The sequence below is a fragment of the Cohnella sp. GCM10020058 genome (genome assembly GCF_042683485.1).
Taxonomy (GTDB): Bacteria; Bacillota; Bacilli; order Paenibacillales; family Paenibacillaceae; genus Cohnella.
The window spans coordinates 579,419-601,659 of record NZ_JBHUJV010000009.1; the positions used below are offsets into that span (position 1 = coordinate 579,419).

General features: G+C 63.5%; 15 protein-coding genes and 1 riboswitch. Of the genes, 6 read left to right on the forward strand and 9 right to left on the reverse strand.

Annotation, left to right across the window (positions count from 1 at the left end):
• The first annotated feature begins 115 nt into the window (after positions 1-115).
• Complete coding sequence (locus tag ACFSR7_RS18005; protein ID WP_378163901.1) at positions 116-1,465, forward strand: hemolysin family protein; 1,350 nt, start codon at positions 116-118, stop codon at positions 1,463-1,465.
• Positions 1,466-2,777: 1,312 nt separating this feature from the next.
• Here ACFSR7_RS18005 and ACFSR7_RS18010 read toward each other — a convergent pair.
• Complete coding sequence (locus ACFSR7_RS18010) at positions 2,778-3,572, reverse strand: DUF3891 family protein (protein ID WP_378163903.1); 795 nt, start codon at positions 3,570-3,572, stop codon at positions 2,778-2,780.
• A gap of 130 nt (positions 3,573-3,702) precedes the next feature.
• Between ACFSR7_RS18010 and ACFSR7_RS18015 the strand changes: the two genes are divergently transcribed.
• Complete coding sequence (locus ACFSR7_RS18015; protein ID WP_378163905.1) at positions 3,703-5,724, forward strand: LuxR family transcriptional regulator; 2,022 nt, start codon at positions 3,703-3,705, stop codon at positions 5,722-5,724.
• A 12-nt stretch (positions 5,725-5,736) separates the two neighbouring features.
• Here ACFSR7_RS18015 and ACFSR7_RS18020 read toward each other — a convergent pair whose 3' ends face one another.
• From ACFSR7_RS18020 to ACFSR7_RS18045, 6 genes are all read right to left on the reverse strand, one after another.
• The gene (locus ACFSR7_RS18020) at positions 5,737-6,438 is read right to left on the reverse strand and encodes an ECF transporter S component (protein ID WP_378163907.1); all 702 of its coding nucleotides are present in this window, start codon (positions 6,436-6,438) and stop codon (positions 5,737-5,739) included.
• A complete protein-coding gene (locus ACFSR7_RS18025; protein ID WP_378163908.1) occupies positions 6,411-8,210 on the reverse strand; it encodes an ABC transporter ATP-binding protein in 1,800 nt (599 codons plus the stop codon). Before ACFSR7_RS18025 ends, ACFSR7_RS18020 begins: the two co-directional genes overlap by 28 nt.
• Positions 8,183-9,073, reverse strand: a complete 891-nt coding sequence (locus tag ACFSR7_RS18030) for an energy-coupling factor transporter transmembrane component T (protein ID WP_378163910.1) — start codon at positions 9,071-9,073, stop codon at positions 8,183-8,185. Before ACFSR7_RS18030 ends, ACFSR7_RS18025 begins: the two co-directional genes overlap by 28 nt.
• On the reverse strand, positions 9,070-9,945 hold the full coding sequence (locus tag ACFSR7_RS18035; protein ID WP_378163912.1) for a DUF4430 domain-containing protein: 876 nt from the start codon (positions 9,943-9,945) through the stop codon (positions 9,070-9,072). Before ACFSR7_RS18035 ends, ACFSR7_RS18030 begins: the two co-directional genes overlap by 4 nt.
• A 37-nt stretch (positions 9,946-9,982) precedes the next feature.
• Entirely contained in the window at positions 9,983-12,004 is a 2,022-nt protein-coding gene (locus tag ACFSR7_RS18040; protein WP_378163913.1) for an S-layer homology domain-containing protein, read from the reverse strand.
• Between the two features lie 556 nt (positions 12,005-12,560).
• A riboswitch (cobalamin riboswitch) is annotated at positions 12,561-12,756 on the reverse strand.
• Between the two features lie 12 nt (positions 12,757-12,768).
• Positions 12,769-13,734 (reverse strand): LysR family transcriptional regulator, encoded by a 966-nt coding sequence (locus ACFSR7_RS18045; RefSeq protein ID WP_378163915.1) that lies wholly within the window; start codon positions 13,732-13,734, stop codon positions 12,769-12,771.
• A gap of 293 nt (positions 13,735-14,027) precedes the next feature.
• Between ACFSR7_RS18045 and ACFSR7_RS18050 the strand changes: the two genes are divergently transcribed.
• The 3 genes from ACFSR7_RS18050 to ACFSR7_RS18060 all read left to right on the forward strand — a co-directional run bounded on the left by ACFSR7_RS18050 (position 14,028) and on the right by ACFSR7_RS18060 (position 17,188).
• On the forward strand, positions 14,028-15,038 hold the full coding sequence (locus ACFSR7_RS18050; protein WP_378164629.1) for a branched-chain amino acid aminotransferase: 1,011 nt from the start codon (positions 14,028-14,030) through the stop codon (positions 15,036-15,038).
• A gap of 128 nt (positions 15,039-15,166) precedes the next feature.
• Positions 15,167-16,276, forward strand: coding sequence for an MBL fold metallo-hydrolase (locus ACFSR7_RS18055; RefSeq protein ID WP_378163917.1), 1,110 nt, complete (start codon positions 15,167-15,169; stop codon positions 16,274-16,276).
• Between the two features lie 9 nt (positions 16,277-16,285).
• A complete protein-coding gene (locus ACFSR7_RS18060; protein WP_378163918.1) occupies positions 16,286-17,188 on the forward strand; it encodes a DMT family transporter in 903 nt (300 codons plus the stop codon).
• 116 nt (positions 17,189-17,304) lie between these two features.
• On the opposite strand, the gene ACFSR7_RS18065 is transcribed toward ACFSR7_RS18060, so the two are convergent.
• Positions 17,305-18,672: a glycosyltransferase gene (locus ACFSR7_RS18065; protein ID WP_378163920.1), complete on the reverse strand. Its 1,368-nt coding sequence runs from the start codon at positions 18,670-18,672 to the stop codon at positions 17,305-17,307.
• Between the two features lie 90 nt (positions 18,673-18,762).
• Here ACFSR7_RS18065 and ACFSR7_RS18070 point away from each other — a divergent pair, with 90 nt between their 5' ends.
• The gene (locus tag ACFSR7_RS18070; RefSeq protein ID WP_378163922.1) at positions 18,763-21,330 is read left to right on the forward strand and encodes a choice-of-anchor A family protein; all 2,568 of its coding nucleotides are present in this window, start codon (positions 18,763-18,765) and stop codon (positions 21,328-21,330) included.
• Between the two features lie 29 nt (positions 21,331-21,359).
• Here the strand turns inward: ACFSR7_RS18070 and ACFSR7_RS18075 are convergent, their stop codons facing one another.
• Complete coding sequence (locus tag ACFSR7_RS18075; RefSeq protein WP_378163924.1) at positions 21,360-22,241, reverse strand: ABC transporter ATP-binding protein; 882 nt, start codon at positions 22,239-22,241, stop codon at positions 21,360-21,362.

Sequence of the window (22,241 nt, forward strand, 5' to 3'; positions counted from 1 at the left end):
CCTGTCCGCAGCCCATGCCAGCCGCAAGCTCCCCTTTCTTTCGATTCCCTTCGTTCCGGGTACAATATACCATCTGAAACGTCGGGACGACGGACGGAAGGGGAGAGACGAGCGGATGATCAATACGATAATCGTGCTGGCGCTCATCGCATGCACGGCTTTCTTCGTGGCTGCGGAATATGCGGTCATACGGGTAAGGATGAGCCGGATCGAGCAGATGGTCGCCGAGGGCAACAAGAAAGCGTCGGCGGTTAAGCAGATCGTGGCGAGATTGGACGAGTACCTGTCCGCATGCCAGCTGGGCAACACGCTGACCAATCTGGCGCTCGGCTGGCTGGGCGAATCGACGGTGGAGCATTTGCTAAGCCCCGTTTTCGGGCTTTTCGCGCTGCCGGAGTCTGTGGAGACGGTCGTATCCTTCGTAATCGCGTTCCTCATCCTCACCTTCCTCGAGGTCGTGGTCGGGGAGCTGCTGCCCAAGATCGTGGCGATTCAGAAGGCTGAATCGCTGGCGCTCGCGTTGGCAAGACCGCTCATGATTTTTTTCAAAATCACCTATCCGTTCAGCTGGCTGCTTAACCGTTCGGCGCGGCTGCTCACGGGCATGTTCGGGATGAAGCCGCTCTCCGAAACGGACAACACCCGCACGGAAGCCGAGCTGCGCCTCATTTTGTCGGAAGGCTACAAGAGCGGCATTATCAACTCCTCGGAGTTTCGTTATGTGACCAACATCTTCGAGCTGGACGATATGGTCGCCAAAGGGATCATGATCCCGCGGCGGGACGTGGCGTTCATCGACGAGAGCGAGACGGTGCAGGAGATCGTGGCCCGCACTGCGCTGGATGCCTACGATCTGTACCCGGTGACGGCAGGCGGCGATAAGGATACGATCGTGGGACTGATCGATTACAAGGAACTGCTGACGACGTATATTCGCCATCCGGGAGAGACGGACATGCCCGTCAAGCCTTATATCGAGCCGGTGCTGCAGCTGCTGGACACCGTGTCGGTGCAGGAGATTCTGTTGCTTATGCAAAAAAAGGACATCCATATGGCGGTGCTGCTCGACGAGTATGGCGGAACTTCGGGCATCGTCACGATCCGCGACATCATCGCGCGTATCGTCGGAGAACGGAGGCAGCAGCGCGACGAGGACGGCCGCCCGCTGATCCAGCAGCTCGGGGACGGCCGATACGAGCTGAGCGGCACGCTCATGATCGAGGAGACCAACCGACTGCTGAAGACGGACATCGAGGACGACGAAGGCGTGTACACGCTGGGCGGCTGGCTCATGTCCGAGCTGGAGGAGGCGAAGCCGGGCGCCGAAGTGTTCGCGGACGATTATACGTTCGTCGTCGCGGAGATGGAAAATCGCCAGATCAAGCGCGTTAACGTGCGGCGTTCGCCCGCGGCGGCGGACGATACACAGGAGGCCGCGGCCTCCTCTGCGGAGTATCATTCTTAAAAGGCCGTTCGTGATTTATAGATCGCGCGGCAAGCCTATGCGCCCGGGAACCGCACAGCGATGTGCGGTTTTTGGGCATAATCAGAAAGTATAAATATGGCGGCGATTCGAGGGCAGGGGAGTAAGCGCGCTATCCTCTTATCGGCTATTATCGGCTATCGGCGCTTTTGGCGTGTGGAGCTGTTCGGTCGCGCTGCGGCTCGAAATACCTGCATTCGTACAGGCATTTTCTTCGGACCAACGACGCGTGACGGAAAAAATGCAAATATACAGGCAAATTCAAGCCATAAGCCGAAAATTGGGCTAATGGGGTAAAAAACTGCACTTTTGCTTCTATTCAGTCTAAAAGGGGTTAGACCGGCGAAAATAGATGTATATTTGCAGGCATTGCGGCGCAAGACCGACATGGGCGGGCGAATTTAACGGCGTCGGAGCGTGCGGTAAGCGAGGACACCGGCGCGTTTACAGGGAAAGGGTGTCGTGAAATCATTTTGCGGAGGGATTGTAAAATGAAAATGTGATTTGTGTAAAAATAAACGAAAAAGCGAGTATTTTAATGGATACGGGAGCATGCGACGGGCTGACGCCGCCTCGTGGGCGGAGAGGCTCGTTTATCAATATTCAGAAAATTTGAATAATTGAATCCGCTGTCTTATAATGAGGGCATCCCAAACGAGAGGGGATAGTCCAATGGGCCAGGTAAGCGAAGCATATCCGCGGCGTACGGAAATGTGGCGAACGCAACCGCCCGGCAATTGACGTAACACGGCGGTCCGGATATGCGGGAATCCAACGTTTACGAGCAAGGGACGACTCTTCGGCAAGCAAGGCGCGAGCCGGTCGGTTCAGACGGCAAGCGGAGAAGAAAGCGCACGACGATATTAAGAAACCACGATTTAACGTACGGCGAATAAAACGAACGTCGAATAAAACGAACGTCGAATAAACGAACGTTGAGTAAAAACGAACGATGAGTAAAACGAACGTCGAGCAAAAGTAAGACTAGTAAAAGAATGACGGGTATAAGAACAGCGAGCAAAAGTAACACGAATAAATGAACGAAGTGAGAGGTGTCGCGGCAAACGAGCGCCAAGGGCGCCGGCAAGACCCTTTAAACGCACGAATGCGCGGACGACCTTGGAGGTCGAATTCACCAAAATGAAGTCTAAGAAGATTACGATCAAGCGCAAGCGAATCTGGATAAATCTTCGGAAACTTAAGATGGGAGCGTACTGAGACAATTGAATAGTAAACCAGAACAGTAGAACACCCGGTTATCAGCTGTTAACCGGGTGTTCTGTTTGTCGTATCGTTATGATGCGATGGGGCGGACGACGATACGGATCTCGGCGAGCGGTGTTTCCGCATAAGCGACCGCAATGCCTTTGTCCGCGATCAAGGGTCCCGGTACATCGCGGGCCAAGTAAGACGTCTCGAGAGGCGCGTCGAATATGGAGGCGGAGATCAGGACCTCGCCGTCTGCAGATCGCGTGAGCAAGATCGGGCTGCCCGTCGCAGCGGCCCCCGCACGGAGACACAAGGCGGCAAACGGCGCGGCCATGTCGCCCTGATCGGCGCCGATCGAGGCGCAGAGGTGCAGCGACAGCGTATCCGCTAGCTGGAGCAGCGCGAGATGCGTACCGATCATCGCCGCCGCTTCGGCGGAGTCGAGACCGAGGTCGGCGCTTAACCGGCGCTGGCGCTCTTTTTCCTCTGAGACTGCAACTGGCAGGCTCGGCGGTGCGCCGCCGACGACATGCTTCATAAACTCGGGCGGCACGTTCGTATAGTGCATGCTGCAAAGCAGCGCAGCGTAAGGGCTCTGTCTTTCTACCTCCGAGATGCCGAGCGCATAGAAGGGGAGCCGAAGGCCAAGCGGATAATCCGCCACTGAAAACGGACGCTCCGTCCGGTCGTTCCATAGCGGCACCTCGTCGAGCCCGATCCATCCCCGGTCATGCTCCGTTATGGCGTAAAGCAGCTCCTCCATACGCTCTCCCTTAGAAAGCAGGGTGTGCCTGAACCCTGCGGCCAGTCGTCCGGCCAGCCGTGCATGTTCGTCATTGGCCGTCATGCGGTAATGGCCGTCCCAAGCGCTGACAATCATCGTTACTCCTCCTCGATCATTCGATAACGAAAAGATATCATCGAACGAAGCCGCATTCTAGTATACGATAGTATAAAAGTTAGGCACGTCGCAGACGAACGGCGGATGCGGAGAACGGGGGAATGAACGGATGGGGGAAAACGGGGCTGGATCGTACGATGGCCGGATCGGGGACGAGCTGTCGCGGGCCGAGTCGGCGTCGTTTGTCGGCAGAGAGCGGGAACGGCTGGATTTTGCGGCGCTGCTTGACGATCCGGCTCGACGGGCTTCGATCGTGCACCTATTCGGCCCTGCGGGTATCGGGAAAACCTGGCTGCTCGGCAGATTCAAGGACTTGGCCGAGACGAAGGGCATCCCATGGCTCGGATTAGATCTGCAGCTCGTCCCGCCGACGTCTGCCGGCGTGGCCGCCGCGCTTGCCGAAGCGCTGCCGCACGCGGCGCAGAGGGGGACCCGCACGTCCGCGGTGGAGGCGCTGGATGCGCTGGCAGGCGAACGCGGCGCGGTGTTGGCGATTGACGCGGCAGAGCGCGGCGTTTCGCTGGGCGGCTGGCTGCGTGGCGAGCTGCTGCCGGCGCTCGGCAGGCGGGTGCTCGTCGTGCTGGCAGGCCGATATCCGCCCGACGGTCCTTGGCGGGACTCACCGGCCTGGCGCAGTCTGGGCGTCGAGATGGAGCTCGGACCGCTTACGCACAAGGAGATGAACGTATATTTCGACCGGCTGGGCGTCGCGGACGGCGACTTCCGCAGGCGGGCGGCGGCCTGGGCGGCAGGCTTGCCGCTATTGCTGAGCCGGACTGCCGCGCAACCGCATGACGCCGATGCATTCCCGGATCTGGCCGGCCTGGCCGGAGATTGGCTGGGCGGCAGCGGCAGCCCGCAGCTTCGGTTGGCGGCTTGGCATGCATCGCTGCTGCGCGTCTTCGACTATGAGACGCTCGCCGCCGCTTGCGGCGAACAAACGCCCGACGAGACCGCCTTTGCAGAACTGCTGCGCTTGCCTTGTACGGTACGGAGCGGACGCGGCTGGCATCTGCACGAGCTCGCGCGGGAGTCGCTGCAGGCCGAATTTCGCGGATTGCGCCCCCAAGCATGGCGGGAAGCCCGGGAACGGTGCATCGCCCTCTACGAGAAACGTCTTGCCGGCGAACGCAATTCGCAACGGGCAGCCTGGTTCATGCAGGAACTGATCTATCAGCTTGCGGATTCGCAGCTGCGTGCGGTACTCTCCATGCCTATCGGCCGTTCGGGACATACGTTCGAGACCCTCGACGCCCGTAATTATTCGGAGGTCGAGGATTATCTGACGCGTCGGAGTACGCAGCCGCGCCGTAAAGCGCAAGCCTTCGTCGATTATGAACGCGAAGCCGCCTATACGCTGGATATGGCCGCCGAGCAGGATGCGGCGCGCGGCCGCCTCGCGAACGCGGCGGACTGGCTTGAACTCGGGCTTGATTCGGTCAAGCTGCTGCGGAGCGCCGAAGGCCGGATGATCGGGCTGTTCGCGGCCATTCCGATCCATCGGCATTCGCTGGACCTGCTCGCCAGGCAACCCGTGACCCGGGCTTATTTTCGCGGCTTGTCCGTGGCGGACCGTCTCGCGCTGGCCGTGCCGCCGTCTTCTCCGGCAGGCTGGTACATCCGCATGATCGACGCGGAGGACCCGTCGGACGGCCGAGCCAGGTCGGAGCTGATCCAGGAAGCGATCGGTTATCTGGCTTCGGGCGGATTGGTGCTTTGCTCGACGCCGCATCCCTTTTACCGGGAACTGCTGCTGTCGCTCGCGATGGAGCCGGTCGAGGGGGCGGAGCATGACGATTACGGGCCCGGACACCGGGCGCAGACATTTGCCGCGGATCTTCGCGGAGCCGGCAGGCAAGCGTACGTGCGCAAGCTGATCGGCAGACGGTCGGGAGGCGCAACCGCGCACGAAGAGCCGCCTTACGCGTTTACGGCGCGCGAGCGGGAGGCGGCCGGCCTGCTGGTGTCGGGACTGTCCAATCCGGAGATTGCGGCGCGGATGTTCGTCAGCGAGATTACCGTCAAAAAGCATGTCTCAAGCCTGCTTCGCAAGACCGGCTGCAAAAGCCGCGGACTTCTGATGAAACGGCTCGCCGGCTACGAGGCCGCGTTGCTGCGCGCCGATAAATAGACCACGGCAGGGTCAACGACGGACGTTTCGGCTTTCAAGCAGCCCGTATTTTTTACGGATGCGCTCGAGCAGTCGTACCCAGCTGAGGCCGAAGAAGCCGAGGAACAGCACGTTGGCCGCCGCGTGCGCGAGATCGAAGTAGAAGCTCTGGGCGTAAGTAATCAGGACGAGCTTCCAGCCGAAGGCGTCTGGGAGGCTGAGCAGCGACCACACATTCATGATCCAGCCGAAAAGGAAACCCCAGACGAGACCGAAGGCGCAGAGGCCGATCCGCGACTTCATGAAGCGCGTATGGCGCAGCCATCCGGCCGTGGCGCCGACCATGCCCCAGGCGAACATTTGCCAGGGCGTCCAGGGGCCTTGGCCGAGGAATAGGTTCGAGGCGAGCGCGGCGACCGCGCCCACGATAAAGCCGGCTTCGCTGCCGAAGACGAGCGCGGCCACGATGACGACAAAAGACGTCGGCTTGAAGCTCGGGAGCGGTGCGAACGCGATCCGTCCCAGCGCCGCGACGGCCGCCAGTGCGGCCAGCATCGCAATCTCGCGCGGCTCGAGCCGACGCCGTTCGAAGCGGACGAACAGCGGCGCCATCGCCAGCGTCATCGCGACGGCGGACAGGAGCAGGTAGTGGCCGTCCCAGATCGCGGAAGCGACAGCGAGACCGGCAGCGAGGATGATGGCGGCGATCAGGAGCGCACGGCTTCGCTTGTCCATCTGCGCATGACCTCCTCCGCCGTAACGGCGTCCGGATAGCGGTGTCTGACCGCCCGGTTGACAGCCGTCGTGTAGAAGTAGTTGCCGCCGAAGAAAAGCGGCGGCTCCGCTGCGGCGGCAATCTCCCCGTCGTAGAGCAGCGCGCACCGGTCTGCGTGGCGTGCGGCGAACTCGGCGTCGTGCGTCACCATGACGATCGTCATGCCTTCCTCGCGCAGCTGCAGGAGCAGTGCCGCGAAGGCTTCCTTGGCATCGGGATCCAGCCCCTTGGTCGGCTCGTCGATGCAGAGGATGTCGGGCCGCGGGAGCAGGGCGAGCGCGAGCGCCAGCTTCTGCTGCTGGCCGCCGCTGAGATCGTGCGGATGCCGGTCCGGGAGCGCGCCGAGGTCAAACGCATCCGTCCAATGCGCGATTTCGACCTCGGCCGCGCCGCCCTTGTATCCGGCGTGCTCGGCCGCCCGCGCGAACTCCTCGCGTACGGTGTCGCTGCTGAAGTACAGCATCGGGTTTTGCGCGAGGTAGCCGAGCTTGCGACCCGGCGCGATCGCGATCTTGCCGCGCTGCGGCTTGCGCAGCCCTGCCATGAGCTGCAGCAGCGTAGATTTGCCGGCGCCGTTGCCGCCGAGGACGGCGAGCAGCTCGCCCTCGCGCACTTGAAGGCTCAGCCTGCGCAGGACGTCGGGTTGGTCTCGCTCGAAGCGATACGTGAGCTCGCGGCAGGACAGCACTTCTGCCGGGCCTTCGGCGCCTTGGCGGGCAGACAGGCGAAGCAGGCTGCGCAGCTGGGAGAAACCGTTTGAAGCTGGCGGCCCGGGGGTCTGTGCAAAGTCGGCGCTAGCCCGGCCGTGCGGATCGCCTGCCTTAGGCGCATCATCGGCCTGTCCGTCCGAAGCAGCGCGTTCCCCGGCCAGCCGGTCGATCGCGGCGACCGCTTCGCGTACGGTCAGCGGCAGAGGGGCGTCCGGGGCGCCCGCCGTTCCGGATGGCTCGCATGTGCCCGCGTCGTCAAGCGCGGCCAGCAATCTGGCCACGGACGGCACGTACAGCCGCTCGCGCGCATCGCCGGTCGTCCAGATCCGCCTGCATACTTCGCCGGGCGTGCCGTCATACCGGACGCGGCCGTCCGCCATGACGACCAGCCGGTCTGCGAGCGGCAAAATGTCGTCCAGCCGATGCTCGCTCGCGACGACCGTCACGCCGAATTCCTCGTTAAGCCGGCGCAGCAGATGCACGAACTCGCGGGCCGCGACGGGATCGAGCTGGGAAGTCGGCTCGTCGAGGAGCAGCAGACGCGGCTGGAGCAGGAGCACGGAAGCCAGGTTTACGAGCTGGGTCTGTCCGCCCGACAGCTCGTGCACGGAGCGCTGCATGAGCGGCTCCAGCCCGAAAAAGCTGGACAGCTCCGCCAGCCGCTGGCGCATGACGACCTGCGGATACCCCCGGTTTTCCATCGCGAACGCCAGCTCGTGCCATACCGTATCCATCACGATCTGACTCTCGGGATGCTGGAAGACGAAGCCGATCTCCTCGGCCGCGCGTCCGTCCGGCAGCTCCGCTAGCGGAACTCCGTCATAGCACAAGCTGCCCGACAGGTCGCCGACGGGCGCAAGCTCGCGCTTGAAGTGGCGGAGCAGCGTCGTTTTGCCCGAGCCGGAAGCGCCGCACAGCACGACAAGCTCGCCCTTGCGTACGGACAGATCCACTGCCGTCAGCGCAGGCTGAGCCGCGTCCGGATAGCGGAAGGTCAGGCGCTTCGCCGCGACGATCTCCATCGGTATCTCTCCCTCGTTTCAAATATGATCGGCATGCTTATAAACAGCGCGGATATCGCGAAATGGATCGACTCCAAGGCCCCGAGCCGCAGCGTCTCCATGCGCGGGTACAGCGTCAGCAGGCCCCAGCCTTCCCGCCAACCCGCGAGTGCGAGCAGCAGCAGCAAGCAGAGGATGGCGAGCGTCGCCCGATCGCGGCGATCCATCCGGTACGGATAATAAGCGGTCCGCTTGGCCGTGCCGTAACCGCGCGCCTTCATTGAATCGCCGGTGCGCATCGCGTCCTCGAGCGACCAGGTCATGAGGATGCGGAGCAGCAGCGCGCCGTTCCGCAGTCTGCGGATCGGACCGCCGGTCCGCATGTCGATGCCGCGCGAGCGCTGGATGAGCTCGATCTGCTTGAACCTGCGGGCGAACAGCGGGATAAACCGCAGCGTCATCCACGCATGCAGGGCGGTCTGGGGCAGAACGGCGGAGAATAAATACATGAACTTATCCGTCGTCATCACGACGCGGTAGGAAACGAACATCAGCAGCACGGCGAGGATGGTCATCATCGTCATGACGCCGTAGAGGACGGCCTCGAGCGTGATCGGCTGGTCCATCATATAAAACAGAATATGCCGCCCGCGGTGGGACAGCAGCGGATTGACGATCGCGAACAGCCCGCCGACCAGCAAGTAGTAGGGGAGCGAGCGCGCCAGCGTCCGGCCCTGCCGCTGCAGCAGCAGGAGCGCTGTCAGCAGAACGAGCGACGCCAATTGGTAGACGGGATGCGCCAGCATCAGTCCGAGCAGGATCACGCCGGCGTAATAGATGAAGCAGACGAGCGGATGGAGGCCCGCAAAACCACCTGCGTTCACGAACCGCTCTCCTTGCCGTCTTCCTTACCTTTTCCGACGTCCTTGCCCATGTCGAGCGTGTACAGCCATTCTACGACGTCGCCGGTCTTCAGCTTGTATGCGCCCGCGCTCTTGCCCGGAAATTCCCCGTTCACGCGGAACAGCCAGCCGCTCTTCGCGCCTTTATCGAATTCGTATAAGTTATCGATGCCTTCTACATAAGCGGCTGCGCCGCTGCCTTGATACTCCATTTGCATCTTGCGGCTGCGGGTCGCGCGCTTCAGCACGTCCAGCACGCTGTCCCCGGATTTAAGCTCGACCGCGGCGGGGGACAGGATCGTACCCGTATCGCTGTCGCCGACGATCGACAGGGTGATTTCGGCCTTTTGCGGCGCCTGGGTGGCTGCATGGGAAGGACTGGGCGTCGCTGGGCCGGCTTGCGGAGAGGGCGAAGGCTTGCCGCCGGCGGTCGCATGAGGCGTCGCTGTCGGCGTCGCGACGGTTGCGGAGGCTTCGGGCTGCGCTGAAGCCGAGCCGGTATCGGCAGTCGCCGCCGGCGCCTGGCTCCCGGAAGGCTTGGCCGCGCCGGAGGTCGACGGGGCGCCAGGCGTGGCCGCAGGGTGAGCGCCGCCAGGATCTACGCCAGTCGTCGCTGCATCGCCAATTGCCGTTGCGGACGCCTGCGGGCTCGCTTGCTGACTTGATTGCGGGCTTGTTGAAGCCTCATCGCTTCCCTGCTGTGTCTGTAACGCTGGCGACGATGGGGCCGAGGCGTTCGCCTGGTTGGAAGCCGTCCCGTCATCGGTGCCGGACCCGCTACAGCCGGATGCCGCGAGCAGAGCTGCCAGCAGAAAGAGCAGCGCGGCCAGCCGGCCCTTGCGAATTTTCTTCACTTCCTATCCCTCCCTGCGTCTGCGCATGCTGTCTATTTTATGAGGCCAAACTTAAATTTTTTAGCCGGATAGCGGTTACTGCGGCCATCTCCCGGGTCACGGTGCCCGACGGATCGAAGGCCCCGGCCGCGCCGAGCAGAATACCCTTGTCTGCGACCGCATTCACGTAAGGCAGGGCAGCCGCGCGAATGCTGGAGGCGTCCCGCCAAGCCGTACCGCTCTGCGACCCGGAAATGCCGAAGGCGCGGCCGATCATAACGGCCATCTGCTCGCGCGTGATCGGAGCGCCGGGCTTGAACGCCGCCGCCGATACGCCGTTTACGATGCCTGCGCGGGCGGCTTGCATGACGGCCCCGTAGTACCAAGCGGACGGCTGGACGTCGGCGAACGAGACTTCGCCGGTCGCGCCGGCGGCGCCTGGGGTTTGCGCTGCGTTCAGCCTGTCGCCGGCCAGCCTGACGAGCAGGGCGGCGAACTCGGCGCGCGTAATGCCGCGCTTCGGTTCGAAGCGGAGCGGAGAGGCGCTCGTGCCGGATAGCAGCTTGGCCGCATAAGCTTGATGCACGGCATCCGAGGCCCAGCCGGCAATCTGCCGTTCGTCGACGAAGCGTTCGGCGGCGATCTTGTACAGCCCGGGAGCTCCGGCTGCATAATGGTCGTACGCGACCAGAGCCAGCATCGCTTGTTCCGTTGCGATGGCGTCGGAGGCGCCGCCCGGCGTGTGCGCGAAGCCGCCTTCCGTCGTCCGATACGCCAGCAGCGCGTCAAGCAGGCCTCCGCCGGACTTGACGAAGGCGGAGCCGGCAGGATCGCGTCCCGCCGCGGTCAGGCCGATAACGACCTGCGCGGCCGTTTCGCTATTCTCGTCGCGCTCGAGCTTAAAGCCGCCGTCAGACAACTGGACGGACGAGAGAAAGGCGACGGCGCGGTCGATCGCCGCTGCGGCGGTAGCGGAGCGAGTGCCGCCGATTCCCGAAGCGTCGGCTTCGCCGTCTGTGTCTACGGCGGCAGCCGAGTAAGGTGCGAGCGCGGCCAAAGCCATCGCGGTGATGTCCGCGTTGCCGGCTTCGCCGGCGGCCAGCGGGAAGCTGCCGTCGGCGTTCTGCAGCGCGAGCAGCCAATCGACGAGCTTGGCGCGCGTCCAGGCGGCGTCCGCCGGCACGTCGTAGCCGCCGCTGTCGAGCGCGAGCAGCGCGAAGATCGGGCCGTTGGCGCCCTGAAGCGTCAGCTTGGCGTGGTTATACACCGCGGCGACGAGATCGTAGCCAGCGAACGCGCGGGGATCGGCTCCGGCCGCCCGAACGGCGAGGACGATGCGCTCCAGGTCCGTCGCCTTGCGATACGCGCCGCCGGCCGCCTTCACCTGCGCAGCCAGCTCCGCCAGGTAGGCGTCCGGAACGCCGCCGCCAGAGCGGCCGAGCGCGAAGGCCTCCCACTCGGACAGCTCGGGAGCCGGCTTGGCGAGCAAAAGCTTGCGGAGGGAAGCAATATTGGCTTTGTAGGCGATGCCGGATGCCGCGCCCCCCATCTGCCCGACGCCTTCATCTCCGCCGGAGCCGGAATTCGGGGCCCCCACGTCGGCGCCCAGATCGAGCGTGTAGCGCCAGACGATGATATCGCCCGGCTTTAGCCGATAAATGTTGGCGCTCCCGGCGGGATACGCGCCGCCGACCTCGTACATCCAGCCGCTTTTCGGCCCGAGGTCGAGCTCGGACAGCCCGTCGATGCTGCTCACATACAGCGCTTCGCCCGACCCGGAGGACTTGACCTTCCCCGGGAGCGTGCGGTCGAGCACGGAGTAGGCCGTATCCCCGTTCTGCAGATCCACCTGCGTCGGGGGAAGCAGGGTGCCGCGCTGGGCGTCTCCGACGACCGAGAGCGTGACGGTATCCGTCACAGCACCCGTCGCAGCGCCGTCGGGGGCGGTTTCCGCAGCCGCGGCGGGCGCTGCCAGGCAGACGGTCATCGCGACGAACAGCATGAGCGCCAGCGGCCAGGCGCGATATTTTCTGAGCGAAAGGGATATGGTGTGGTGAAATAACGATCTGGCGTTCGACATGGAGCGGACCTCGTTTCCGGTAAGATGGCGGCAGTGGGGACCGAGTGGCTGCGAGATGGTCGAGCGGACCACAGATCCGCTATATGGCCGGGATGGGGCGAATAGAACGACATAGCGGACCACGGATACCACGGATCCGCTAAAGGCACGATTGGCGGCATGAAAGCATGCGAAATAGGAAATAAGGGATCTGGCGTCCGTTGAGAAGCGAAAAAACGTCTGGCAACCGAAATTGCGGATGCTGGGTCCGTTCCAATAAAACGAAAGTGCGCGGATTACCGAACATCGAACTGAGCAACTATTTAGCAGCTACAGAGCAGTTTCAGAGTAACTGCAGAGCAACCACGAGCAATCGTCGGACACCTTGCCGCGCACCTGCGAGCATCGACCACGCGCCGACGCAGTTCCCTGCGCCGCAGCCCGCTCCCTCCGACACTTCAGAGCGCCGCCAATCTAAAAAGCCCCTGCCGTTAACAGGGGCTGACGTTCGATACCATGACAAAGTCGAGTCGCGCAAGCGTTCGCAGCGCATTCTCTCCCTCTAGCCCCCGAAGGAAGAAAAACGACGTTCAAGGCAGGTCTCCTGGCTCTTGCCTCATCGCTGACGCGGCGCCTTCCCGTCCGTCCGGACAGTGGCAACTAGCCGCATCGCTCCGCAATTACAGTGGCGGGACCGCGCCGGATTCGCACCGGCTTCCCTATTAAGCCCGCTCGCGCAAATCGCGTCGGGGCACCTTGCCGTCACTCGGCTATTCGATTCCTTCTCATGATAGACCCCCGCCGCCGCTTTGTCCATCGGGAGCGCCGAACAAGGCGATGAAGCGCCGCGCCGCGCGCGAGAGATAGCGGTCCTTGAGCCAGACGAGCCCGACCTCCGACAGCAGATCGGCGTCCCGGATCGCGCGGCGTTCGATGCCGGCCAGCGGAAACGTAGACATAACGGACTTCGGCAGCAGCGCCGCGCCGAAGCCGTGGGCGACCAGCGTGAGCGCGATGGCGACGCTTGCGCATTCGCAGAGGACGCGGGGACGCAGCCCTGCGTCCGCGAAGGCGCGCATGATCGTCTCGTGCATAACGACCGTGCGGTCCGTCTTCAGCGAGACGAGCGGGTATGCGGCCAGTTCGGCGAGGGACAGCGGTTCCGCGTCCGTGCGAATCGCCAGTACGTCTTGCGTCCGGGCAGCGCCGCCTGACGTTTTCCAAGCGCCTGTCGGCAGCAAGGCGACGATCGGATCGGAAGGGAGCGGCCGGATCTCGTAGCGGTCCTCGCCGCCGGGCGCTTCGAACGGCAGCCGCGCGACGGCGATCTCGATCTCGCGCCGGTCCAGCCGTTCGCCAAGCAGATGGTGATCGCCTTCGCTCAGCTTGAAGCTCACGTCCGGATACCGCTCCCTGAATCGTCGGAGCGGGCCTGGAAGCAGCGAGGTGCAGGACACGACCGCGCCGACCGACAGCACCCCGCGCACGCCCTCGTCCAGCTCCCGCACCTCCGTCACCGTCTCCTCCAGCTGGCGGAGCAGTCCGGCCGAACGCTCGCGTAGACGCTCCCCGGCCGGCGTCAGCCGTAGCCGTCTGCCCGAACGGTCGAAGAGCGCGACGCCGAGTTCCTCCTCGATCAGCCGCATCTGCCGGCTGAGCGGCGGCTGCTCCATATGAAGCTTTTTGGCCGCGGACGTAATCTGGCCTTCCTCGGCCACCGTCAAAAAATAACGTATCTGTCTGAGATCCATAGCCAGCACTCCTGCCCTCTCATTACAACATACCTTGTCGGTATGTTATTTGTATAAATCAGATATTTTAAATATATTTCCGTTCGCGCTATTCTACAAGCAACACTTTGTTGGAGGGAATGGCGATGGAACGGAGCGCACAGGAAAGCATGCCATTGGATGGAATCAGAGGGCTTCAGAGCCGGATGCCGCCGGTCAGGAAAAAGCGTGGAGGACGGGCGCCGTTGCGCAACGGAACAGGCGAAAGCGGAGCGCGCGTGCTTCCTTCGCAAGCCGCCCGCAAGCTTCGCGAGCTGCTGGAGGGGCCGGGCGGGCTCGGCTTCGGGCGGTATTTTACCGATCATATGCTGCTCATGGACTACGTGGAAGGCACAGGCTGGGGCGAGCCGCAGATCGTGCCCTACGGGCCGCTGTCGGTAGACCCGGCGGCGAAGGTGTTCCATTACGGACAGACGGTGTTCGAGGGCATGAAGGCGTTCAAGTGGAAGGACGGCCGGGCGTGGCTGTTCAGGCCGCAGGATCACGTCCGTCGGCTGAACCGGTCCTGCGCGCGCATGTGCGTGCCGGCGCTAGACGAAGGGCGCGTGCTGCGCGCGCTGGAGCGGCTCGCGGCCGTGGACGCGGACTGGATTCCCGACGCGCCGGGCACCTCGCTGTATATCCGTCCGTTCGTCATCGCGACCGAGACGCAGCTCGGCGTCGCGCCTTCCCGCTCATACCGGTTCGTCGCGATCTGCTCGCCGGTCGGCGCATATTACGCGGAGGGCGTGCGTCCTGTCCCGATATATGTGGAAACCGATCATGTGCGTGCGGTCGCCGGCGGCGTGGGAGACGCCAAAACGGCAGGGAACTATGCGGCGGGGCTCAAGGCGCAGGAGGCGGCTGCGCGGATAGGATGCTCTCAGGTATTGTGGCTGGACGGCGTCAAGCGCGAGTACGTCGAAGAGGTGGGGAGCATGAACGTGTTTTTCCGTTTCGGAGACGAGGTCGTCACGCCGCCGCTCGGCGGCAGCATTCTGGCCGGGGTCACCCGGGATTCGGCGATAACGCTGCTCCAGGACTGGGGCTTGCCTGTCAGTGAACGTCCGGTCGCGATCGACGAGGTTGCGGCGGGCTTGCGGGACGGCCTGCTGCGCGAGGCTTTCGGCACGGGCACGGCCGCGGTCGTCTCCCCGATCGGCAGCCTGCATTGGAAGGGGGAGCGGCTGACCGTCGGCGGCTGCGAGCCCGGCGAGCTGTCCAAACGGCTTTACGAGACGCTGTCGGGCATTCAGCGCGGCGAGCTGCCGGATGCGCACGGCTGAATGACGATCGTACCCGCGGCGGCCGAATAGACGGCGTGGCGGACGAGGGCCGTCGGTGATATCATCGGTGTACCGGCCCTTGGGCCGATCGCCCGGCCAACAGCCAGAGAGAAGGTCTTTTTTTTCCTATGATAACGCTCATCGTCGCGCTCGCCGTCGTACTCCTGTTGGCGGCGGCCGTCTACGCAGTGCTTGTCTTTAATCCGGTCTTCGGCGCCCAAGCATACCGCGAGCCGGGCCACCGCCTCCACCGTTCTCCCCAATTCAAGCAAGGCAAATTCAGCTATCCGCTGCCGACCTCGATGGCGGCGTCGGCGGCGGACTATCTGTCGATGCTCCGCGACTTCGCGAAGCGCCGGCCGAACGCGCGGCCCGCGCCCGGCCAGCTCCCTGTCGTGAAGCTCGACACGGCCGCGATCGGCCGTCCCGGGCCGCTCCGCGTCACTTGGTTCGGCCACTCGGCGTCGCTGCTCGAGATCGGCGGCCGCACGATTCTCCTCGATCCGATGCTGGGCCGCGCCCCCTCGCCGTTCCCCCGCTTCGGCGGCAAGCGCTACGCCGACGAGATGCCCTTCGCGCTCGAGGAGCTGCCGCCCATCGACGCGGTTATTTTTTCGCACGACCATTACGATCACCTGGACTATGATACGATACGCCGGCTGCATGCCAAGGTCGGCCGCTTCTTCGTACCGCTCGGCGTCGGCGCGCATTTGCGCCGGTGGGGCGTGGCCGAGAGCCGCATCGAGGAGCATGACTGGCACGAGACGTTCGAATGGGAAGGGCTGCGGCTGTCCTGCTTGCCTGCCCGGCATTTTTCGGGGAGAGGATTGACAGGGCGGGATGCGACCCTGTGGTGCGCCTGGGCGATCGAAGGCGGGGGGCAAAAGGTATTTTTCAGCGGCGACAGCGGCTACGGTCCGCACTTCGCGGAGATCGGCGAGCGATTCGGTCCGTTCGATCTCGCGCTCATGGAGTGCGGACAATACGACCCGCGTTGGGCGGCCATCCACATGTCGCCGGAGGAGACCGTCCAAGCCCATGTCGACGTGCGCGGAGGGACGCTGCTGCCGATTCACTGGGGCGCGTTCACGCTGGCGCTGCACGACTGGAACGATCCGATCCGCAGGGCGTCCGCCGAAGCGGCCCGCAGAGGCGTGAAGCTCATCGCGCCGCGCATCGGAGAGACCGTCGCAATCGACGGCACGGACGCAGGTCCCGCTGCGGAATGGTGGAGGTAATTCAGCCTTATGCCTAAAATCGTCTATGTCGCGCTTATCGTGCTCAGTCTCATTTGGGGCGGGTCGTTCTACTTTATTAAAGTGCTGGTGGAAGACTTCGGGTCGTGGGGCGTCTCCTTCCTCCGTTCCGCATTCGGTCTCGTCGCCGTGACGGCGATCATGCTGGCGCTGCGCAAGCCGTTCGGACTGCGCGGCGTCCGCTGGCCCGCAATGGCCTTCGTCGCGATCGTGAACACCGCCTTGCCCTGGTTTCTCATCGCGCACAGCGAGACGCGGCTCGACAGCGGCGTCGCTTCAATCCTCAACGCGACGACGCCGCTCTGGACGATCATGATCGGCGTGGCCGCGTTCCGCGCGTCCTCGAACCGCTACCAGTGGCTGGGCATCGCGATCGCCTTCGCGGGCGTCGCGCTTCTGCTCGGCATCACGCCGTCCGCCGTCTCGTCGATCGACGCGGCCGGAATGCTGCTCATGCTGTCCGCCACGCTGTGCTACGGGCTGGGCTCGCAGCTGTCCAAGCGGGTGCTGACCGGCTATTCCATGTACCAGCTTACCTTCGGCACGCTGCTCTGCAGCACGGTCGCGAGCGGCATCATGGCGCTGGTCGCAGAGCCCTTCCCGATCGAGCGGCTCGCGGAAGGCACCAATCTGCTGATGCTGCTGGGACTCGGCGTCTTAGGCTCCGGCGTCGGCTACATTTTGTTCTACTACATCATTCTGGCGGCCAGCGCCGAGTTCGCTACGATGGTCACTTACCTGGTGCCCTGCACGGCGCTCGTCTGGGCGTATACGCTGCTCGGCGAGCATATCGGCTGGAACATGCTTGCCGGGCTGGTCGTGATCCTCGGGGGCGTATATCTAGCGGGGAAAAAGAAAAAAACGTTGCCTGTAAGGCCGGCGGCCGGGTCATAGCGGCATGCAGGTGCCGCAGCGCGAAAGGACGAGCGTCTTCAGCCGTGGGACTGGGGGCGCTCGTTCTGAACAACGGCCCGCCGCGGGTGCGGGAGCTGTCCCGGCGCGAGCTTGGTCTATTCCGTACGATGAACAGCGAAGCTGCCTTTTGCGCGTCTGGCCTCGCACTCCGCAAGCAGCGGCCGCAGCCGCTCCTCCCAGATCGCATGCGGACTGTAACGCTGCCGGACCGCGGTCTTGGCACGCAGCACGGGATTATCCGCGAGCACCTTCGCGATCTCAGTCGCGTGCTCGCGCAGGTACGCTTCCTCCGACGGGGAGTAAGCTTCTGCGGTATCGAAGCCGAAGTTGCGCGCGTCCCAACGCATCATATACGCGCCAAGCGGCCGCCCGAGCTCGGCGAGTGCCGGAACGGCTTCGTTCAGCACCAGCAGATTGCCGCGGCTGGCTGCCTCAAGCACGACGAGGCCGAACGACTCTGAGAAAGACGGGCAGACGAACAGATTGGCGAGCCCGAACAGCTCCATGACGCCGCGATGAGGATAGCCTTCGGGCCAGCCGAGATCCGAGGTGAAAACGACTTCGGCGCTGCCTCTCTTCCGGTTCATGGAAGGCTCCTCGCAGAGGGCGGAGAAAACGCGGTCAGCCGCGAGGCGGATCGTCTGCTTGTAGGCGGACGGGGCGGTATCCATCGCGGGAAAGTCGCAGCAAACGAGCTTTACGCGCAGGCCCGCGACGGCCGCCGTCGCGCCGGCGAGCGCGGCGGCTTTGTCGAACCGCTTGGCCGGCGTTAGCCTGCCGGGATACACCATCAGCACGTCCGGAGAGAGCAGATCTGTGGCGGCGGCGAGCCGCTTCGTATCCGGCGAAGCATCGGCAAGCGGGTCAAGCCCGTTGGGCATCACCCTGCAGTCCGATTCGGCTACGCCGTACTGACGGGCAAGCGCCGGTATGCCGGACGCCGTCGGGTAGAGATGAAGCGTGTTCGGCATCGGCTTGTAGCGTGCGGAGAACGGCCAGGCCGAGCGGAGCGGCCGAGGCGCGGGAGCGGAGTGGACCATCGACAGAAACCGGACGTGCGGCAGCGCCAGCTGAGCTTTGCGGATAGCCACGTTGTGTACGAGATGCCAGCCTTGATACAGGATGTCGTGCATGATGCAGACGTCCGCGTCATCCAGCTTGCGGACGAGGTCGGCGGCGATCGTCTCCGTCTCGGCGTCGAACCGGTCGTGCGTACGCCCGGCCGCCTGCGTATAATCCCGCCAATGAATGATCTCGCCGTCAAGCCGGTTGGCGACCGGGACCCAGGCGAGCCGCTCGTCCAGATAGACGCCGTAACGCTCGGAGCGGGGGCAATCCTCGGAAACGAGCAGCCGCACGTTCACGCCCGCTTCCAGCAGCATGCGAATTTGCAGCTCCGCGACCTGGACGAGGGAATAGGTCGGGGACAGGCCGTTGAACATCGTGAGCAGGGCAACCTTCATCTTTTGCGGCCCCCTATTTCTCCGGATCTTTTTCTTCTTTATGTCAACGGCTCACTGCGTATGCATAAGGACAGGCGGAGCCGCCGTACAGTGGGAGGAGCGACGGAGTGGAGGGATGAGATGGCTTGCGGCAATCTGGGCATCGCGAACGATTTTAATTTGTTTATTTTCGGCGACCATACGCAATCCAACGTCGATGCGGAGGGAAGAGTCGCCGTGGGCGGCAATGCGACGTACGCGAACTACGGCGTCGGCGATACGCTGCCGGTTTCGACGACCAGGCCCGACCTGATCATACAGGGCAACGTGAACATTACGAACGGTACGAATTTTGCGGGAAACACGGTCGTTTATCCTGGCAGCACGGTATTGACGTATACGATGACCAACAACAACCGCGTACCCGACCAGCCCCTGCGCGGGACGCCCATCGACTTCGCCTCGGCGGAGCGGGAGCTGACCGAGCTGTCGCTTAATCTGTCGGCGCTGACGCCGAACGGCACGGCGAGCAACAACTTCGGACAGATCGTCCTCGCGGGTACGGACCGGGCGCTAAACGTCTTCACGTTCGGCGGCAACAACGTAGACGGCAACGGCCTGCGCCTCGACACGGCGAACGGCATCAACCTGGCGATTCCGGCGGGAGCCACGGCCGTAATCAACGTCGGGGACAACGATGTGGGATTCGGCAGCTACCAGATTTTCATCAACGGCGTGGCTGCCAATCGGGGCAACGTCTGTCCGATCCTCTGGAACTTTTTTCAGGCATCGGTCGCCTTCAATCAAAATATCGCGATCGCTGGCTCCGTGCTGGCGCCTAACGCGAACTGGCAGGCGAGAGGTTTCGGCAACATCGACGGTACGATGGTGGCGGCATCGCTCGTCAATGCGGGCGGCTCGATCGAAGCGCACAACGTGCCGTTTTGCGGCTGCCTGCCCGTCCAGCCTAGTGCGACGACAACCACGACAACGACAACCTCGACAACAACCTCGACAACAACCTCGACTGAACCGCCTACTACAACGACAACCACGACCACAACCGAGCTGCCGACGACAACCACGACGACCACGACGACGGCGGTTCCGCCGACTACGACGACCACGACCACGCCGGTTCCGCCGACCACGACGACGATCGTTCCGCCGACGACGGCAAGCACTTCCACGGGCGCGGGCGGCGGCTCAGCGATCGTGCCGCCGATTGCGGGACCGCTGATCAAGGCGGCCAAGACGGCGAATGTCCAAACCGCGTCGCTCGGGGATATCATTCGCTTCACGCTTGCCGTGAGCAATGTGGGAACGGCCCCGGGCGAGGCGGTGCTGAACGACGATCTGCCGCAAGGATTGCTGTTCATCCCGGCCAGCGTCGTCATCAACGGCATACCCGCAAGGGCGCAGGATCTGACGGAGTCGACGCTGCTCGGCGTTATTTTGCCCGGAGAGACGGTCATCGTCGAATTCGAAGCCATCGTGGCCACCTATCCGGCAGGCGGAAATATCGTGAACAGGGGCTCCGTCATCGTGATGACGCCGGGAACCGCACCGCCGCGTTGCAGCCTGGGCGAGGCAACGATCGACGCGCCGCCCGGCGTGCCGCCGATTCCGAACCAGATGCTCCCGGTCGTCCTTATATTTAAGCCGGGGATTACGCCGCTGCCCGGTCAAGCGGGAATCGCGGGTCCGTTCGTAATGCCGGACGGAACGGTCGAATTCGCCGAGTCTGTGACCGCGCCGGGCATTACGCTGGCCCCCATTCGCGGCGTCACGATCGGAGATCTGTCGGGCGTGGCGTCGCCCATCGAGCAGGCGGCGCCGATCCCGGTCGCCTTGCCCGCCCTGAAGCCCGGCTCAAGCCTGATCGTGTTCCAGCGCGCGTTCAACAATGCCTTTTTCGTCGGTCAACGTATCACCTACAGCATCTTCGTAATCAACGACGGGAGTTTGCCGGTCGTCTCGGCCATATTGCGGGATACACTGCCGCCCGAATCGCAATTTATCGACGGGACGGTACGCGTGAACGACCGGCTTATGATTCAGGAAGATCCGGGCAGGGGCATCCAGATCGGTCCGCTATCGCCCGCCCAAGGCGCGGTCGTGCGCTACGACCTGCTGATTACGGGCAAACCGGGCAGCGCGTCTGTCGTTAATTCGAGCCAAGTGTCCGCGACCTTCCTTCGGGCCGACAACGGGATCGAATCCGGCCGGTTCGCTTCGCAGCCGATCTCCAATCCGTTGCTGCCGATCAGCCTGGAACCGTTCTTCAGCTTCGTGAAGCAAGCGTCCAAGGCCAACGTTGCGGTCTGGGAAACTTATCGTTACGATTTTGTCATTCGCAATACGTCGAGGACCCTGGTCGCGGAGAACGTCACGTTGTTCGATACGTTGGCTGCGCCGCTCCAGTTCGTCTCGGGCAGCCTCAGGCTGGACGGCATCGCCCAGCTCGATCCGCAGGTAGGCTTCGACCTCGGCGGGCTGGTGCCCGGCGCGACACGTCGCGTTTCGTTCGAAGTGCGCGTCATGTTCCACCCGAACGACAACAAAATCGTGAACCAGGCGGGTATGTTCTTCGAGTTCCGCTTCGAGGGGGTCTGCTATCGCGGGGGCATTCTGTCCAACGAATCCATCGTGTTCGTGGCGGAGGATGAGGAGGAGTAGGGTATACGATGCGCCTGGCCGCCAACCGATCAGGCGCCCTTCTCCGGCGGAGTCAAGATGATCTGTCCGTCGCCAAGCTCCAGCCTGACCTTATTCGTATCCTTAATGCCGATCGCCTGGAGATAATCCGCAGGCACCTGCAGCCGCCCCGCCTTGTCCAATATCGCATATTCGACATGCGACTCTTCCGGCTCGGGGCCCGCCTCGAGCTCTTTTAATTCCTCGTCGTACGACTTGCGTCGCAGCATTTCCGAGCTGATCTTGCCGTCCCGGATCGCGACGACGCGGTCGACCTTCCTCGCGAGCAGCGGGTCGTGCGTGACGATGACGATGGTCAGGTTCAACTGCCGGTTGAGGTCGCGGAACAGATCGAGGATCTGCTCGGCCATGCGGGAGTCGACCGAGCCGGTCGGCTCGTCGGCCAGCAGCAGCCTGGGCTGGTTGGCGAGCGCGATAGCGATGGCGACGCGCTGCTGCTCGCCGCCCGACAGCTGATGCAGTTTGTTGCGCGCCCGGTGTCCGAGCCCGACCGCCTCCAGCAGCTCGAGCGCCCGCAGCCGTTTGCGCCGGCCGGACAGCAGAATCGGCAGCTCCACGTTTTCCAGCGCGGTCAGATACGGGATGAGGTTGCGGGCATTGTTCTGCCAGACGAAGCCTACGCTCTCGCGTTTGTAGCGGACGAGCTCCGCATCTTTCATCTTCAGCATGTCTTTGCCGTCGACGGTGAGGGAGCCTGCCGTCGGCCGATCCAGCCCGCCCAGCATGTTGAGCAGCGTAGACTTGCCGCTCCCGCTGTTGCCGATGATTGCCATCAGCTCCCCGCTCTCGACCGATAGATCGAGCCCTTGCAGGGCGAATACCTCCAGGTTCGAGGCTTTGTATATTTTCACCAAGCCGTCGCATTGGATCAT

Excerpts from the sequence above, each read along its gene's own strand:
- ACFSR7_RS18005 (WP_378163901.1), top strand. The coding sequence starts at position 116 with ATGATCAATACGATAATCGTGCTGGCGCTCATCGCATGCACGGCTTTC.
- ACFSR7_RS18010 (WP_378163903.1), bottom strand. The coding sequence starts at position 3,572 with ATGATTGTCAGCGCTTGGGACGGCCATTACCGCATGACGGCCAATGAC.
- ACFSR7_RS18015 (WP_378163905.1), top strand. The coding sequence starts at position 3,703 with ATGGGGGAAAACGGGGCTGGATCGTACGATGGCCGGATCGGGGACGAG.
- ACFSR7_RS18020 (WP_378163907.1), bottom strand. The coding sequence starts at position 6,438 with ATGGACAAGCGAAGCCGTGCGCTCCTGATCGCCGCCATCATCCTCGCT.
- ACFSR7_RS18025 (WP_378163908.1), bottom strand. The coding sequence starts at position 8,210 with ATGGAGATCGTCGCGGCGAAGCGCCTGACCTTCCGCTATCCGGACGCG.
- ACFSR7_RS18040 (WP_378163913.1), bottom strand. The coding sequence starts at position 12,004 with ATGTCGAACGCCAGATCGTTATTTCACCACACCATATCCCTTTCGCTC.
- ACFSR7_RS18045 (WP_378163915.1), bottom strand. The coding sequence starts at position 13,734 with ATGGATCTCAGACAGATACGTTATTTTTTGACGGTGGCCGAGGAAGGC.
- ACFSR7_RS18055 (WP_378163917.1), top strand. The coding sequence starts at position 15,167 with ATGATAACGCTCATCGTCGCGCTCGCCGTCGTACTCCTGTTGGCGGCG.
- ACFSR7_RS18060 (WP_378163918.1), top strand. The coding sequence starts at position 16,286 with ATGCCTAAAATCGTCTATGTCGCGCTTATCGTGCTCAGTCTCATTTGG.
- ACFSR7_RS18065 (WP_378163920.1), bottom strand. The coding sequence starts at position 18,672 with ATGAAGGTTGCCCTGCTCACGATGTTCAACGGCCTGTCCCCGACCTAT.
- ACFSR7_RS18075 (WP_378163924.1), bottom strand. The coding sequence starts at position 22,241 with ATGATCCAATGCGACGGCTTGGTGAAAATATACAAAGCCTCGAACCTG.